General features: G+C 67.9%; 13 protein-coding genes. 9 read left to right on the plus strand and 4 right to left on the minus strand.

Annotated features, from left to right (window positions below; all coding sequences use genetic code 11):
• The first annotated feature begins 60 nt into the window (after positions 1-60).
• Positions 61-1,335: an MFS transporter gene (locus PQ455_RS04970; protein ID WP_273689743.1), complete on the plus strand. Its 1,275-nt coding sequence runs from the start codon at positions 61-63 to the stop codon at positions 1,333-1,335.
• A gap of 17 nt (positions 1,336-1,352) precedes the next feature.
• Here the strand turns inward: PQ455_RS04970 and PQ455_RS04975 are convergent, their stop codons facing one another.
• Together PQ455_RS04975 and lgt are read right to left on the minus strand one after the other, a co-directional pair.
• Entirely contained in the window at positions 1,353-2,315 is a 963-nt protein-coding gene (locus PQ455_RS04975; RefSeq protein ID WP_273689744.1) for a class I SAM-dependent methyltransferase, read from the minus strand.
• A 115-nt stretch (positions 2,316-2,430) separates the two neighbouring features.
• Entirely contained in the window at positions 2,431-3,294 is an 864-nt protein-coding gene (gene lgt, locus PQ455_RS04980; RefSeq protein WP_273689746.1) for a prolipoprotein diacylglyceryl transferase, read from the minus strand.
• A 184-nt stretch (positions 3,295-3,478) separates the two neighbouring features.
• On the opposite strand from lgt, the gene PQ455_RS04985 reads away from it, so the two are divergent.
• From PQ455_RS04985 to alkB, 3 genes are all read left to right on the plus strand, one after another.
• Positions 3,479-3,679 (plus strand): DUF5818 domain-containing protein, encoded by a 201-nt coding sequence (locus PQ455_RS04985; RefSeq protein ID WP_273689747.1) that lies wholly within the window; start codon positions 3,479-3,481, stop codon positions 3,677-3,679.
• Between the two features lie 96 nt (positions 3,680-3,775).
• Complete coding sequence (gene ada / locus PQ455_RS04990; RefSeq protein ID WP_273689749.1) at positions 3,776-4,861, plus strand: bifunctional DNA-binding transcriptional regulator/O6-methylguanine-DNA methyltransferase Ada; 1,086 nt, start codon at positions 3,776-3,778, stop codon at positions 4,859-4,861.
• Entirely contained in the window at positions 4,858-5,496 is a 639-nt protein-coding gene (gene alkB, locus PQ455_RS04995; protein WP_273689751.1) for a DNA oxidative demethylase AlkB, read from the plus strand. Before ada ends, alkB begins: the two co-directional genes overlap by 4 nt.
• 4 nt (positions 5,497-5,500) lie before the next feature.
• On the opposite strand, the gene rffA is transcribed toward alkB, so the two are convergent.
• Both rffA and PQ455_RS05005 read right to left on the minus strand, forming a co-directional pair.
• Positions 5,501-6,682 carry a dTDP-4-amino-4,6-dideoxygalactose transaminase gene (gene rffA / locus PQ455_RS05000; protein WP_273689753.1) on the minus strand — a complete coding sequence of 394 codons (1,182 nt, stop codon included), beginning with the start codon at positions 6,680-6,682 and terminating at the stop codon, positions 5,501-5,503.
• Positions 6,679-7,503, minus strand: coding sequence for a class I SAM-dependent methyltransferase (locus PQ455_RS05005; protein ID WP_273689754.1), 825 nt, complete (start codon positions 7,501-7,503; stop codon positions 6,679-6,681). Before PQ455_RS05005 ends, rffA begins: the two co-directional genes overlap by 4 nt.
• A 126-nt stretch (positions 7,504-7,629) precedes the next feature.
• Between PQ455_RS05005 and PQ455_RS05010 the strand changes: the two genes are divergently transcribed.
• The 5 genes from PQ455_RS05010 (at position 7,630) to PQ455_RS05030 (ending at position 13,485) form a co-directional block, all read left to right on the plus strand.
• A complete protein-coding gene (locus PQ455_RS05010) occupies positions 7,630-8,757 on the plus strand; it encodes a glycosyltransferase family 61 protein (protein WP_273689756.1) in 1,128 nt (375 codons plus the stop codon).
• A 43-nt stretch (positions 8,758-8,800) separates the two neighbouring features.
• On the plus strand, positions 8,801-9,529 hold the full coding sequence (recO, locus tag PQ455_RS05015) for a DNA repair protein RecO (RefSeq protein WP_273689758.1): 729 nt from the start codon (positions 8,801-8,803) through the stop codon (positions 9,527-9,529).
• 480 nt (positions 9,530-10,009) lie between these two features.
• On the plus strand, positions 10,010-11,329 hold the full coding sequence (gene proS, locus PQ455_RS05020; RefSeq protein WP_273689760.1) for a proline--tRNA ligase: 1,320 nt from the start codon (positions 10,010-10,012) through the stop codon (positions 11,327-11,329).
• Positions 11,330-11,570: 241 nt separating this feature from the next.
• Positions 11,571-12,821, plus strand: coding sequence for a lipoprotein-releasing ABC transporter permease subunit (locus PQ455_RS05025; protein ID WP_273689762.1), 1,251 nt, complete (start codon positions 11,571-11,573; stop codon positions 12,819-12,821).
• Positions 12,814-13,485: an ABC transporter ATP-binding protein gene (locus tag PQ455_RS05030; RefSeq protein ID WP_273689765.1), complete on the plus strand. Its 672-nt coding sequence runs from the start codon at positions 12,814-12,816 to the stop codon at positions 13,483-13,485. The genes PQ455_RS05025 and PQ455_RS05030 overlap by 8 nt, the downstream gene beginning before the upstream one ends.
• Positions 13,486-13,518 lie beyond the last annotated feature (33 nt).

A 13,518-nucleotide genomic window follows, 5' to 3' on the forward strand; every position in this document is an offset into this window, starting at 1 on the left:
CGGGTTGGACCGGGGGTTGGGCTGCGCTATGCCGCGCCACCCGCTTCATAGACAGTGTAGATGACCCCATCCTTTCACCTCTTGTCCAAGCGGCGCTTCCTGCCCTTGTTCACCACCCAGTTTCTGGGCGCGTTCAACGACAATCTGTTCCGCACCGCGATGGTGATGCTGGTGACCTTCCGTGTCTACAGCGATCCCAAGGCGGAGGCGCTGTTCAGCGCGATCGCGGCGGGGCTGTTCATATTGCCCTTCTTCCTGCTTTCCGCCCCCTCCGGCCAGCTGGCGGACGGGACGGACAAGGCGCGGATCGTGCGGCTGGTGAAGACCGCCGAGATCCTCATCATGATCGTCGGCGCGGCCGGGCTGCTGCTGGCGCAGGTGCCGCTGCTGCTGGCGGCGCTGTTCGCGATGGGGGTGCATTCCACCTTCTTCGGCCCGATCAAATACGCCATCCTGCCGCAGCATCTGCACGAGGATGAGGTGCTGGGCGGCACCGGGCTGGTCGAGGGCGGCACCTATTGCGCGATCCTGCTCGGCACGATCGTCGGCGGGGTGCTGCCGGCCGAATATGCCGCCGGGCTGGTGATCGTGGTGGCGCTGATCGGGCGATTGGCCGGATCGCAGGTGCCCCCGGCGCCGGCGCAGGGGGCGGTGCCCAGGGTCGACTGGAACGTGATCCGCTCGTCGATCCGGCTGGTGGGCGATACGATGCACATCCGCCACCTGTTCCTCGCCATCGCCGCGATCAGCTTCTTCTGGGCGATGGGCGCCATTCTGGCGGCGCAATTCCCGCCGCTGGTGAAGAATGTGTTCGGCGCCGATCAGGATGTGGCGACGCTGTTTCTGTCGGTCTTTTCGGTCGGCGTGGCGCTGGGCTCCGTCGCGATCAACCGGCTGCTCAAGGGCACGGTGCAGGCCCGCTTCGCGCCGGCCGCCGCGCTCGGCATGGGCGCCTTCGTGCTGATGCTCTACTGGACGACGAGCCGCTGGGTCGCCCCGGCCGGGGAAGGCACGCTCGATCTCCACCGCTTCCTGGCCCAGCCGATGGGCGTGTGGGTGCTGGTCGCGCTGCTCGGCGTGGCGGTGGCGGGGGGCATGTTCGTCGTGCCGCTCTACGCCTTCCTCACGACGAGCGTGCCCAAGGCGGAGACGGCGCGCACGGTGGCGGCCAACAATATCGTCAATTCGGGCGCGATGGTCGCCTCGACGCTGATCCTGTCCGGGCTGATCCGCGCCGGTGTGGGGGTGTCGGACACGCTGTTTCTGGTCGCGGTCGGCAGCGTCGGGGCGGCGTGGCTCGGCTGGCGGCTGCATTGCGCCTGCGATCCGGCATGAACGCGGGATAGGGCTGGCTAGAAGCCCGCCGGTTTGACCCATTCCTGAGCTGTGGCCGCCAGCACCTTGAAAAGCTGGCCCATTTCCTCCGCCGCCGTCAGCCGGCGATATTGCCCCGCTATCTCCTCCCCCCGCTCCGGCGCCGACCGGGCCAGCGCCGCCGCGCGCTGGGCGAGGCCGAGGGTGACGAGCCATTGGCCCTGCGGGATCGGGCCGTGGGTGGCCGCGCCGCCGGCCCGCAGCGCCGCCGCGAGGGCGGCGAAATCGACATGGGTGGTCAGGTCATGCTCGCCGGGGTCGGCGAAGGGATCGACAGGGGCGTGGCCGCGCACGGCTTGCAGCGTGTCGCCGGCTTCGCCCTTCGCATAGCCATAATCGATCGCGAGCAGCGCGCCGCCTTGTCCGGCGATTCGAGTGGCGAGGGCGGTGGCGATCGCCTGCGTCGCGGGATTGTCCTCCCGGATATTGCCCGCGTCGGCGACGAAGCGGCCGGCGACGTGGTGGACCATCCGCTCGCGCCCCTCGATCGTCTGGCGGACGGGCAGGGCATCGAAGAATTCGTTCGCCACCACCATCAGCGCGCCGTCGGCGGGCAAGGTGTCGATCGTGTCGTGCCATGTCGCACCCGGCAGGCGCGCGCGCTGGGCTTCGCGCAGCACCGGGCTGGTCTCGACGAGGTGGATCGCGGGGGTCAGCCCCGCCTTCGCCATCGCCCGCAGCGCATCCACCGCCAGCGTGCCGCGCCCCGGCCCCAGTTCGACATAATGGGCGGGGGGGCGGCCGGCGCGTTGCCACAGGTCGGCCAGCCACAGGCCGATCATCTCGCCGAACATCTGGCTCACCTCGGGCGCGGTGACGAAATCACCGGTCGCCCCCAAGGGATCGCGGGTGGCGTAATAATGCGCGTTGCAGGCCGCCATCCAGTCGTGGACGGACAGCGGCGCGCGGGCGGCGAGGGTGGTGGGGAGGTTTTCCGTCATCCTCTCAACCTTTCAGCCGTTCGTCCTGAGCGTAGTCGAAGGACGTGCGACTTGGCGACACCGCTTGGGGCACGTCCTTCGACTTCGCTCAGGACGAACGGTGTTTATATGTGACTCAGCCGACGCTCTCGCTTCCAGCCACCGGCTCCACCCGCACGCGCCGTCCCTTGGCGGTCAGCATCAGATACACCCCGCCCACGAACAGCGGCAGCGACAGCGTCTGCCCCATCGTCAGCCCCCACGACAGAGTGCCGAGCTGCTCGTCGGGTTCGCGGAAATATTCGACGATGAAGCGGCTGACCGTATAGCCGACGAGGAACAGGCCGAGCAGCTTGCCGGGCTCGTAGCGGGCACGGGTCTTCCAGAAGGCCAGGCTCAGCAGCGCGCCCAGCACCAGCCCCTCCAGCGCGGCCTCGTAGAGCTGGCTCGGGTGGCGGGGCAGGGGGCCGGCCCGGCCGGTGAAGACGATCGCCCACGGCACGTCGGTCACCCGGCCCCACAATTCGCCATTGGCGAAATTGGCGAGGCGGCCGAGGAGCAGGCCGATCGGCGCGACGGTGACGACATAATCATGGACCCGGAGCGCGCTCAATTTGTGGCGGCGGGCACAGGCGATCATGCCGAGCGAACAGCCCGCCGCGCCGCCATGGAAGGACATGCCGCCGTTCCATAGCTGGAGGATGGCGATGCCGCTGAACAGATCGCGATCGTAGAAGATGGCATAGCCCAGCCGCCCGCCGACCAGCACGCCGATGGTGCAGTAGAATACCAGATCATCGACCGCGCGCTTGCCCATCGGCGCGCCGGGCTCGGCCAGCAGCTTCAGGAAATACCACCAGCCGATGACGATGCCGGCGATGTAGGACAGAGAATACCAGCGCAGCTGGAAGAAGCCGAGATCGAGCGCCACCGGCGACAGCGGCAGCCGATCATAATGGAGATAGGCCGAGGTATCGACGGCCAGCGTGGCGATGCTCATCGGCGCTGTCCACCGCATTCACGAAGTTCGCATCCACCAGCGCCGTTTCGCGCCGGGCAGGGGGGGCAAGAAGCGTGATCCATGGCGCCGCCTTGGCACAGACCGGGGGCTGTAGGACAGCGTGTTTTGTCGGCGGGCGGTCTGGCGGCTGGCGGAACGATCCATAGACCCCTATTTCCCTTTCATGACCATCGGCGACCCCATCGACGAAACCGGCACCCTCCTGCGCGACGGCGGCGGCTTCGTGCTGAGGCTGGATGGGGGCGGGCGGTTGCGGCTCGAACTGCGGCGGATGCCGGTGGACGAAGTGGAGAAGCATGTCCGCCTCGTCGGCGTGCTGATCGGCCCGGATCATGTCGATGTCGAAGGGCTGCGGCTCGCGTGACGCCCCGCCTTTCTCGAATTCGAAAGCAAGCGGCGGGAAGCGGCGGCGCGGCCGCGCGATCATAAGGATCGCACAGCAACCTCACGGATCGAGACCATGACCACGACGACCCTCATCCCCGCGATCGACGATCCCCGCTGGGCGCGCATCGTGGCGCGGGATGCCTCGGCGGACGGCGATTTCTATTATTCGGTGCTCACCACCGGCGTCTACTGCCGCCCATCCTGCGCCTCGCGCGGCGCCCGGCCGGAGAATGTGGCGATCCACGCCTCGCTGGCCGAGGCCCGCGCCACCGGCTTCCGCCCCTGCCGCCGCTGCGACCCCGAAGGCATCGCCGAAGCTGCGCAGATCGCGCTTGTGACCGATGCCTGCCGCCGGATCGAGGCGAGCGAGACACCGCCGTCGCTCGGCGAGCTGGCGGCCGACGCGGGGTTCAGCGAGAGTCATTTTCACCGCCTGTTCCGCCGGCTCACCGGCCTCACGCCCCGCGCCTATGCCGCCGCCCACCGCGCCGGTCGGGTGCGCGAGGGCCTCGCCGCCGGCCAGCCGGTCACCGCCGCGCTGCACGAGGCGGGCTTCGGTTCGGCCAGCCGCTTCTACGAAGGCGCGGGCGCGATGCTCGGCATGGCTCCGTCGCGCTTCCGCCAGGGCGGCGCGCGGGAGACCTTGCGCTTCGCCATCGGCCAATGCTCGCTGGGCGCGATCCTCGTGGCCTCCAGTGACACGGGCGTGGCGGCGATCCTGCTCGGCGACGATCCACAGGCCCTCGTCCGCGACGTGCAGGATCGCTTCCCCAAGGCCGATCTCGTCGGCGGCGACGCGGCCTATGAGGCGATCGTCGCGCGGGCGGTGGCGCTGGTCGAGGCGCCCGGCATCGGCCTCGATCTGCCGCTCGACATTCGCGGCACCGCCTTCCAGCAGCGGGTGTGGCAGGCGCTGGCGGCGATCCCGGCCGGCGAGACGCGCAGCTATGCCGATGTCGCCCGCGCGATCGGCGCCCCCGCCGCGACCCGCGCCGTGGCCGGCGCCTGCGCCGCCAACGCGCTCGCCATCGCCATCCCGTGCCATCGGGTGGTGCGCAACGACGGCGGCCTTTCGGGCTATCGCTGGGGCGTCGAGCGCAAGCGCGCGCTGCTCGATCGCGAGGGCGGGGCGCGGGAAGGCGAAGCGGCGGCGGCATGATCGCCGATCTCTTCGCCGAGAGCCGGACGCTGACGCTCGATCCCGGCGCGATGCTGCTCGGCGGCTTCGCGCTCGGGGTGGCGCCGGCGTTGCTGGAGGGCGTGGCCGCGATCGCCGCCGCCGCGCCCTTCCGCCAGATGGCGACGCCGGGCGGGCGGCGCATGTCGGTGGCGATGACGAATTGCGGCGCCGCCGGATGGGTCACAGATGCTGCCGGCTATCGCTACGCCACCGCCGATCCCTTGAGCGGTCGGCCCTGGCCCGCGATGCCGCCTGCCTTCCGCGATCTCGCCCGCCGCGCCGCCACCGCCGCCGGTTTCGCGGGCTTCGATCCCGATGCCTGCCTCGTGAACCTCTATCGGCCGGGCGCGCGCATGGCGCCGCATCAGGATATCGACGAGCGCGACATGGGCGAGCCGATCGTCTCGGTCTCGCTCGGTCTGTCGGCCACCTTCCTGTGGGGCGGCGCCGCGCGCGGCGACCCGAAGCGGCGGCTGCGCATCGATCATGGCGACGTTCTCGTGTGGGGCGGCCCCGCCCGCCGCACCTTCCACGGCATCGCCCCGCTCGCCGCCGGCACCCAACCCGATACCGGCGAGACGCGGATCAACCTCACCTTCCGTCGGGCGCTGTAGCCGGTCAGTGACGCAGGGCTGCCTCGATCACCGCGACGATCCGCTCCTGCTCGACCGGGGTAATGACGTCGTCGAGGGGCAGGCGCAGCAGTGTGGCGGCGGCTTCGTCGGTCACCCCCATCGGCCCTGCCACGCGGCCGTAGCGCCGGCCGCCGGGTGAGCTGTGGAGCGGCTTGTAATGGGTGCGTGCATCGATCCGCTCATAGGCAAGGCGCGCGATCACGCCGGCACGGCGGGCTTCATTCTCGAAGCGGAGCGCGAAGATATGGCCGTTGCCGGCCGCCTGTTCCGGTATCGCGAGGAGGCGTACCCGCCCCCGCGCGGCGCAGTCGGCCAATAGCGCGACGTACCGATCATAGGCCGCCAACCGCGCTGCCCGCTTGGCATCGGCATCGTCGAATTGCGCGGCGAGGAGCGCGGCGGTGAGATCGGACGGCAGGAAGGACGAGCCCAGCGCCTGCCATTCGTAGCTGGAGACATGGCCCTGCTCGAAGCGCAGCCGATCGGTGCCTTTCTCCCAGGCGATCTCGGCCGCCGCCGCCGCGTCCGGGCGGTTGACGATCAGCGCGCCGCCCTCGCCGCAGCTGACGTTCTTGGTGCCGTGGAAGCTCAGCGCTCCGAAATCACCGAAGCCGCCGAGCGGTTTGCCGTCCCAGCTCGATCCGAATGCCTGCGCCGCATCCTCGACCAGCGCGATGCCGCGATCGGCGCAGAGCGCGACCAGGGCATCCATCGCGCAGGCGACCCCGGCATAATGGACGGCGTACACCGCGCGCGTCCGGGGCGTGATCGCTTCCTCGACGCGTGCGACATCGATGTTGAGCGTCGTCGGCAGCACATCGACGAAAACCGGAACCGCGCCGCGCAGCGCGACGGCGGTCGCGGTGGAGGAGAAGGTCCACGACGGCAGGATGATCTCGTCACCCGGCCCTACACCGAGCAGCAGCGCCGCCATTTCGAGCGCGGCGGTGCAGGAATTGGTGAGGAACGGGCGCGAGCCGGAATAGATCGCGTCGAGTTTCTCGTGGCATCGCCGCGTGTTGCGTCCGCCGCCGGTCAGGCTGCCATCGTCCAGCGCCCGCATCACCTCGCGGCGAACGGCAGGCGACAGGGATACGCGGTTGAAGGGGATGGGAGGCGGGTTGCCCTGGCAGCCGGTGTCGCGAGACTGATAGGGTGCGTTCATGCGGTCGGCGCCGGACGATTGGTGGAATCGCCTGCCGGGGTCAGAATTTGGAGGGCCGCCTCGATCGGCATCGGTCGATCGAGCGTCGCCGAGACATAGAGGCGGGCGATATCGAGGCCCCCATCGGGGCCATGGACGATCTCGATCGATCCGAAGCCGAGCCGCTCGAGCGCCCCGCGCAGGATCGGCTCGTCGATCCAGTGGAAGCGGGTGCTGGGCGCGGTATCGAACGCGGAATGGCGCCCGCAATCGCGCAGCATCCGCGCCCAGCCGCTGTCCGATCCGCCATCGCCGAAGGTGCCGACGAACCGTCCACCCTTTTGCAGCAGGCAGGCGGCCGAAATCAGATAGGTGAGCGCCGACTGGAAATCCATCATCAGGAATACGTCGATTCCGAAGAACAGGTTGCAGCCTGTGCCGCCTTTCGTGAAATCGTCGATCAGGCTGCGATTGTCGGTCCAGGCGCTGTGCCGTACCGCCAGTCGGCCCGCCGCGACATGATCGGCGCAGCGTGCTTCCAGGCTGCCGATGAAGGCGGGGCTGATCTCGTAGGCGGTGATCGACGCGGGCGTGCGGTCGAGCAGCATCTGGGTGTATTTGCCCGATCCCGGCCCGATTTCGATGACGTGGGAATCGGCCGCCAGAAAGGCCGCGCCGAGACAGTCGAAGGTCGCCTCGCGCAGCCGATCATCCGCCCATTCGTCGCCGGGCCATTGCCAGTCGCCACCTTGGGCTTGGGCCCGCTCGGGGAATATGCGTCGCACATAATCATCGAAGAAATCGCCCATCGCGAAACGGGAAGAGCGGGGCGGTGGGTTCATTCAGGACAGTCCGTAAAGGTGATGCGGCGGATCACGAAATCTCCGAACTGCGGCCAGCGGACCGTCATATGTTGCGAATGGGGAGCCCTAGTCTAGCATGGGAACTACTGAAGCCAAGGGGTCGCAATGGGTGAGTTTTCGGGTTCGGTGGTGCAGGATGACGATGTCTTCCGCGATTATGATTCGCCGCTATCCGCCATTTACCGCGCTTACACCCTGTGGCCGGCGGATCGACGGGGATGGAGTGAAGACCGCCTGACATCTTTTGAAACAGATCAGATCCTTGTCACCAGCGGTTTCGTCCCGGTCGATACGCAGCGCGGCCGTCTGTTGCTCAACCAGAGTTATAACCAGATCGATACGATCCTGCCTGTCCGCTTCACCCTCACCGACCAGAAATCGCGGTTCACGCTGAAGAGCGATCCGATCGAACTGGCCGGCCGCTATATCGTCCTGGGTGGGCCGGTCGACGGCGTATGGTATCACTGGCTGTTCAACTGGTTCCCCAGGCTGTTGCTGTTGAAGCAGCTTCGCCCGGACGTCTTCACCGATCGACGCACCCGCATTCTCGTCCATCCCAAGGCGCTGGAAGAACCTTATGTCGCCATCTTGCGGACCATGGGCCTTGGCGACGATCGGTTTTTCGCGATCGATCCGGATCGGGATTATATGCTCGATCGCGCGATCCTCGTGTCCTTTCCCAGCCAGAACAAGCTGTACCCGGCGTTGATGAACGCGACCGCCCGTCACCTCCTGTACAAACTCACAATGTCTGGTTCGCCGTCGCGCGGAAGACGGATACTCGCCAGCCGCCAGCCCCTGTCGCCGCCCAAGAGACGTATTCACAATTTCCACGAGATCGAACCGATTCTCGCGGATCTCAAGGTGGATATCGCCACCTTGGGCAGCTATTCGGCGGCGAAGCAGATACGGCTTTTCCGGAACGCGGATCTGGTGATCGGGGCGCACGGATCCGATCTGACCAATCTGCTGTTCTGCCGCCCCGGGACGAACGTGCTGGTCATCGAGAATGATTTCAGCCTCCGTTACGATCTGCACCTCGGGCTGAAGATGCTCTGCGAGATCATGGGCCTGCCCTATCGGGTTCACCGGGCATCCACCCATCGCCTGGCCGGTCTGGCGATGACGCCGGCGCATCACATCAACGAGGATTACATCATCGATTCCAAGCTGTTCCGAAACGATGTCGAGGCTTTGCTATATCCGAAGACCGGATCGCCCGTTTCCGGTTGATCGTTCGCTTGCCTCGCCCGGCCATGCGGCGCATCCCGCCGCAATGCACCTCGCCACCCGCGCCATCGTCTGTGCCGTGCTGCCGCATGGCGAGCATGGCGCGATCGTGCGGCTGATGACGGCCGAAAATGGCCTGCTGCCGGGTTATGTGCGGGGCGGGCGGTCGCGGCGGCTGCGGCCGGTGTTGCTGGTGGGCAATCTGGTCGAGGCGGATTTCCGGTCGCGCACGGACGCGCAGCTCGCCGCGCTGACGGTGGAACTGGCCGAGAGCCGGGCGGCGTTGCTCGGCGAACCGCTCGCCGCCATCGGAATCGAATGGGCGACGGCGCTGACGGCGGCGGCCTTGCCCGAGGGCCAGCCCTATCCGCATCTCCATGACGCGCTGGATGGCGTGCTGGCGGCGATCGCGGCGGCGCCGTCGGCGCGCGGCTGGGCGGGGGCGCTGGTGCGCTATGAACTGCTGGTGCTGGCCGAACTGGGCTTCGGGCTGGACCTGACCGCCTGCGCGGCGACGGGGGTGACGGAGGATCTGGCATGGGTGAGCCCCAGGAGCGGCGGCGCGGTTTCACGGGGGGCCGGGGCGCCCTATGCGGATCGGCTGCTGCCGTTGCCGGGGTTCCTGATCGCTGGGGGCGATGCGGGGTGGGGCGATGTGGTCGCCGGGCTGGCGATCACCGGCCATTTCCTGACGCGCGATGTGCTGATCGGGCGGGCCGCGACGATCCTGCCGGCGCGGGCGCGGCTGGTGGAGCGCTTGAGCCGGCTGGCGTGAAAGCGGCGAGGCTTGCGCGATCAGATCGGCCTGTCGGCAGACCCTGAAACGCCAAACGCCCGAACCGCGTTTTCGCGGTCCGGGCGCCTGCGTGACGATCGCTCGTCAGCCCCCTACTCGTAATAAGCTCCGGCCCACACGCTGCACCGTCCCCTTTAAAAACGGCGTGCGGGGCTCTGGAGCCCTCCCCGAACCATGGCCTAGGCCTCGTCTCGGTAAGGCGGGGTTAATCGGGTCGGCCGGGCTTGTCATCGGTTTTGGTATGTATCCGATGCGATACGGACGCATCTGTGTTCTTGATGCAACAGGATCATTCCTCCCCGGCACGGGGAGGGGGACCAGCCGCAGGCTGGTGGAGGGGGCTATCCGCGATCGCAGCGCGAGAGGTGAACCCCCTCCACCACAGGCCACGCCGGCGGTCCCGGGTTGCCGCCCGCGCCCTGCCCTCGTAGGGAGGCGCACCTTCTATCAGGACGACCCATGCGCCTTTCCCGCACCCTGCTGCCTGTCACCAAGGAATCGCCCGCCGACGCGCAGATCATCAGCCACAAGCTCATGCTGCGCGCCGGGCTGATCCGCCAGACCGCCGCCGGCATCTATGCCTGGCTGCCGCTCGGCCTGCGCGTGCTGCGCAATATCGAGCGGATCGTGCGCGAGGAGCAGGATCGGGCAGGGGCGGTCGAGCTGCTGATGCCGACGCTCCAGTCGGCCGATTTGTGGCGCGAATCGGGGCGCTACGACGCCTATGGGCCGGAAATGCTGCGCATCAAGGATCGCCACGACCGCGAGATGCTCTACGGCCCGACCAACGAGGAGATGATTACCGCGCTCTTCCGCGACGCCGCGCGCTCCTACCGCGATCTTCCGCGCACGCTCTATCACATCCAGTGGAAGTTCCGTGACGAGACGCGCCCCCGCTTCGGCGTGATGCGCGGCCGCGAGTTTCTGATGAAGGATGCCTATTCGTTCGACATGGACGAGGCCGGCGCGCGCCACAGCTACAACCGGATGTTCGTCGCCTATCTCAACACCTTTGCCCGCATGGGCCTGCGCGCGATCCCGATGCAGGCCGATACCGGCCCGATCGGCGGCGACCTGAGCCACGAATTCATCGTGCTGGCGCCCACCGGCGAGAGCGACGTCTTCTACCACAGCAATTGGGAGCGGCCGGCCGAACTGTCGTCGGTCGATTTCGACGATGTCGACGGGCTCCAGGCGATCGTCGGCGGCTACACCGCCGATTATGCCGCCACCGACGAGAAGCGCGACAGCGCGCGCGAGGCGGAGGCCGGCGAAGCGCTGCGCCAGTCGCGCGGCGTGGAGGTGGGCCACATCTTCTACTTCGGCACCAAATATTCGGCCGCGATGGGCATGAAAGTGCAGGCCAGGGACGGCGGCGAAGTCGTGCCGCACATGGGCAGCTACGGCATCGGCGTGTCGCGGCTGATGGGGGCGATCATCGAGGCGAGCCATGACGATGGCGGGATCATCTGGCCGGACGCGGTGGCGCCCTATCAGGTGGGCCTCATCAACATGCGCGCCGACGATGCGGCCTGCGCGGCGGCCTCGGACGACCTTTACGCGAAGCTGGGCGGGGCCGAGGGCGGCCGCGTCCTGTACGACGACCGCGACGAGCGCGGTGGGGCGAAGTTCGCGACGATGGATCTGATCGGCCTGCCCTGGCAGATCGTGGTGGGGCCGAAGGGGCTGGCCAAGGGCGTCGTCGAGCTGAAGCGCCGAGCGACGGGCGAGAAGGTGGAACTGTCGATCGAGGACGCGCTTCAGAGGGTAGCCGCTTGAACTTAAAGCGCCGTCACCCTGAACTCGTTTCAGAGTCCATCTCTCCACGGGCGCAAGCGCCTGGGGATGGCTGGATGCTGAAACACGTTCAGGGTGACGGTCAGTTCCTCCCCGGCACGGGGAGGGGGACCATGCGCAGCATGGTGGAGGGGGGCTTCCACGGGACGCAGCGCTTGGGGATAGCCCCCTCCACCACCGGCTTCGCCAGCGGTCCCCCTATCCGTGCCGGGGAGGATTTTAAATGATCCTCACCCGCTACGAGCGGATGATCGCCAAGCGCTACCTCCTGCCCGGCAAGGGCGAGGGGTTCATCTTTCTCGTCGCCTCGATCAGCCTCGTCGCGGTCATGCTCGGCGTGGCAGCGCTCATCATCGTCATGTCGGTGATGAACGGCTTTCGCGCCGAGCTGTTCGACAAGACGGTGGGGCTGAACGGCCATGCCGTGATCCAGGGCTATGACGGCAAGCTGCCCGACTGGCGCCCCATCGCCGATGCCGCGCGCAAGCTGCCCGGCGTCACCAGCGCCACCCCGCTGATCGAACAGCCGCTGATGGCGAGCTATGACGGGCGGGTCGAAGGCGTGCTGGTGCGGGGCATGCGGGTCGAGGATATTCGCGGCAACCCGATCATGGCCGACAAGGTCATCGCCGGGCGCCTTCAGGACGTGACGCCGGGATCGAACAACGTGGCGATCGGCGTGCGGCTGGCCGAGGCGCTGGGCGCGCGGGTCGGCGGGCAGATCAGCCTCATCAGCCCGCAGGGGCAGACCACGCCCTTCGGCACGGTGCCGCGCATCGTGAGCTATACCGTCGCCGCCATCTTCGAGGTGGGGGTCTATGATTATGACAAGGCGTTCGTCGTATTGCCGGTCGAGGATGCGCAGACGCTGCTGCTGATGGGCGACGCAGTCGGGCTGGTCGAGGTGCAGACGACCGATCCCGACAAGGTCGGCGCCATCCTCGCCCCGCTCGATCCGATCATCCGCGGCAAGGCCGAGATCCGCGACTGGCGTACGATGAACGCGGCGCTGTTCGAGGCGCTCGCGGTCGAGCGGGTGGCGATGTTCACCATCCTGTCGATCATCGTGCTGGTCGCGGTGTTCAACATCCTCTCCTCGCTCATCATGCTGGTCCGCGCCAAGACGCGCGACATCGCGATCCTGCGGACGATGGGCGCGACGCGTGGCGGGCTGGTGAAGATATTCGTCACCGTCGGCACCACGATCGGCGCGCTCGGCACGCTCGCCGGGCTGGGGCTGGGCGCGCTTTTCCTGTTCTTCCGGCAGGGGATGGTGAACGCGATCCAGTTCGTCACCGGCCAGAATCTGTGGGATCCCTCGGTGCGCTTCCTCACCGAACTGCCGTCCAAGACCGATCCGGTCGAGGTGACCGCCACCGTGGTCATGGCGCTCGGCCTGTCCTTCCTCGCGACGCTCTATCCGGCGTTCAAGGCCGCGAACACCGATCCGGTGCAGGTGCTGCGCTATGAATGAGATATTGGGCGTCACCGATCTGCGCCGCACCTTCGTCCAGGCCGATGTCGCGATCGAGGTGCTGCGCGGCGTCAACCTGACGGTGGGGCAGGGCGAGATCGTCGCATTGCTCGGGCCGTCGGGATCGGGCAAGTCCACCTTGTTGCAGGCGGTCGGGCTGCTGGAGGGCGGTTTCGAGGGATCGATCCGCATCGCCGGCATCGAGGCGTCGAAGCTGGATAACGACGGGCGCACCGCCACCCGCCGCGACCGGCTGGGCTTCGTCTACCAATTCCACCATCTGCTGCCGGACTTCAACGCGACCGAGAATGTCGTGCTGCCGCAACTGATCCACGGCGCGACCAACGCCGAGGCCAAGGCGCGGGCCGAGGCGCTGCTCACTACGCTCGGCCTCGGCCACCGCCTGTCGCACCGCCCGAGCCAGCTTTCGGGTGGCGAGCAACAGCGGGTCGCGGTTGCCCGTGCGCTCGCCAATCGCCCCGCTCTGGTGCTGGCCGACGAGCCCACCGGCAACCTCGACGAATCCACCGCCGACGTCGTGTTCGCCGAATTCCTGCGGCTGGTGCGGTTCGAGGGCTCCGCCGCCCTGATCGCCACCCACAACGAGCGGCTGGCGGCGCGGATGGACCGGGTGGTGCGGTTGCAGGATGGCGTGATCGCTTAAGACATTTCCCCGTTCGTCCTGAGCGTAGTCGAA

The sequence above is a fragment of the Sphingomonas naphthae genome (assembly GCF_028607085.1).
Classification (GTDB): Bacteria; Pseudomonadota; Alphaproteobacteria; order Sphingomonadales; family Sphingomonadaceae; genus Sphingomonas_Q; species Sphingomonas_Q naphthae.

Bases quoted from the DNA above. Each gene is read 5' to 3' on its own strand.
- PQ455_RS04985 (WP_273689747.1), top strand. From the start codon at position 3,479: ATGACCATCGGCGACCCCATCGACGAAACCGGCACCCTCCTGCGCGAC.
- PQ455_RS05005 (WP_273689754.1), bottom strand. From the start codon at position 7,503: ATGAACCCACCGCCCCGCTCTTCCCGTTTCGCGATGGGCGATTTCTTC.
- ada (WP_273689749.1), top strand. From the start codon at position 3,776: ATGACCACGACGACCCTCATCCCCGCGATCGACGATCCCCGCTGGGCG.
- alkB (WP_273689751.1), top strand. From the start codon at position 4,858: ATGATCGCCGATCTCTTCGCCGAGAGCCGGACGCTGACGCTCGATCCC.
- PQ455_RS05025 (WP_273689762.1), top strand. From the start codon at position 11,571: ATGATCCTCACCCGCTACGAGCGGATGATCGCCAAGCGCTACCTCCTG.
- recO (WP_273689758.1), top strand. From the start codon at position 8,801: ATGCACCTCGCCACCCGCGCCATCGTCTGTGCCGTGCTGCCGCATGGC.
- PQ455_RS04975 (WP_273689744.1), bottom strand. From the start codon at position 2,315: ATGACGGAAAACCTCCCCACCACCCTCGCCGCCCGCGCGCCGCTGTCC.
- PQ455_RS05030 (WP_273689765.1), top strand. From the start codon at position 12,814: ATGAATGAGATATTGGGCGTCACCGATCTGCGCCGCACCTTCGTCCAG.
- proS (WP_273689760.1), top strand. From the start codon at position 10,010: ATGCGCCTTTCCCGCACCCTGCTGCCTGTCACCAAGGAATCGCCCGCC.
- PQ455_RS05010 (WP_273689756.1), top strand. From the start codon at position 7,630: ATGGGTGAGTTTTCGGGTTCGGTGGTGCAGGATGACGATGTCTTCCGC.
- lgt (WP_273689746.1), bottom strand. From the start codon at position 3,294: ATGAGCATCGCCACGCTGGCCGTCGATACCTCGGCCTATCTCCATTAT.
- rffA (WP_273689753.1), bottom strand. From the start codon at position 6,682: ATGAACGCACCCTATCAGTCTCGCGACACCGGCTGCCAGGGCAACCCG.
- PQ455_RS04970 (WP_273689743.1), top strand. From the start codon at position 61: ATGACCCCATCCTTTCACCTCTTGTCCAAGCGGCGCTTCCTGCCCTTG.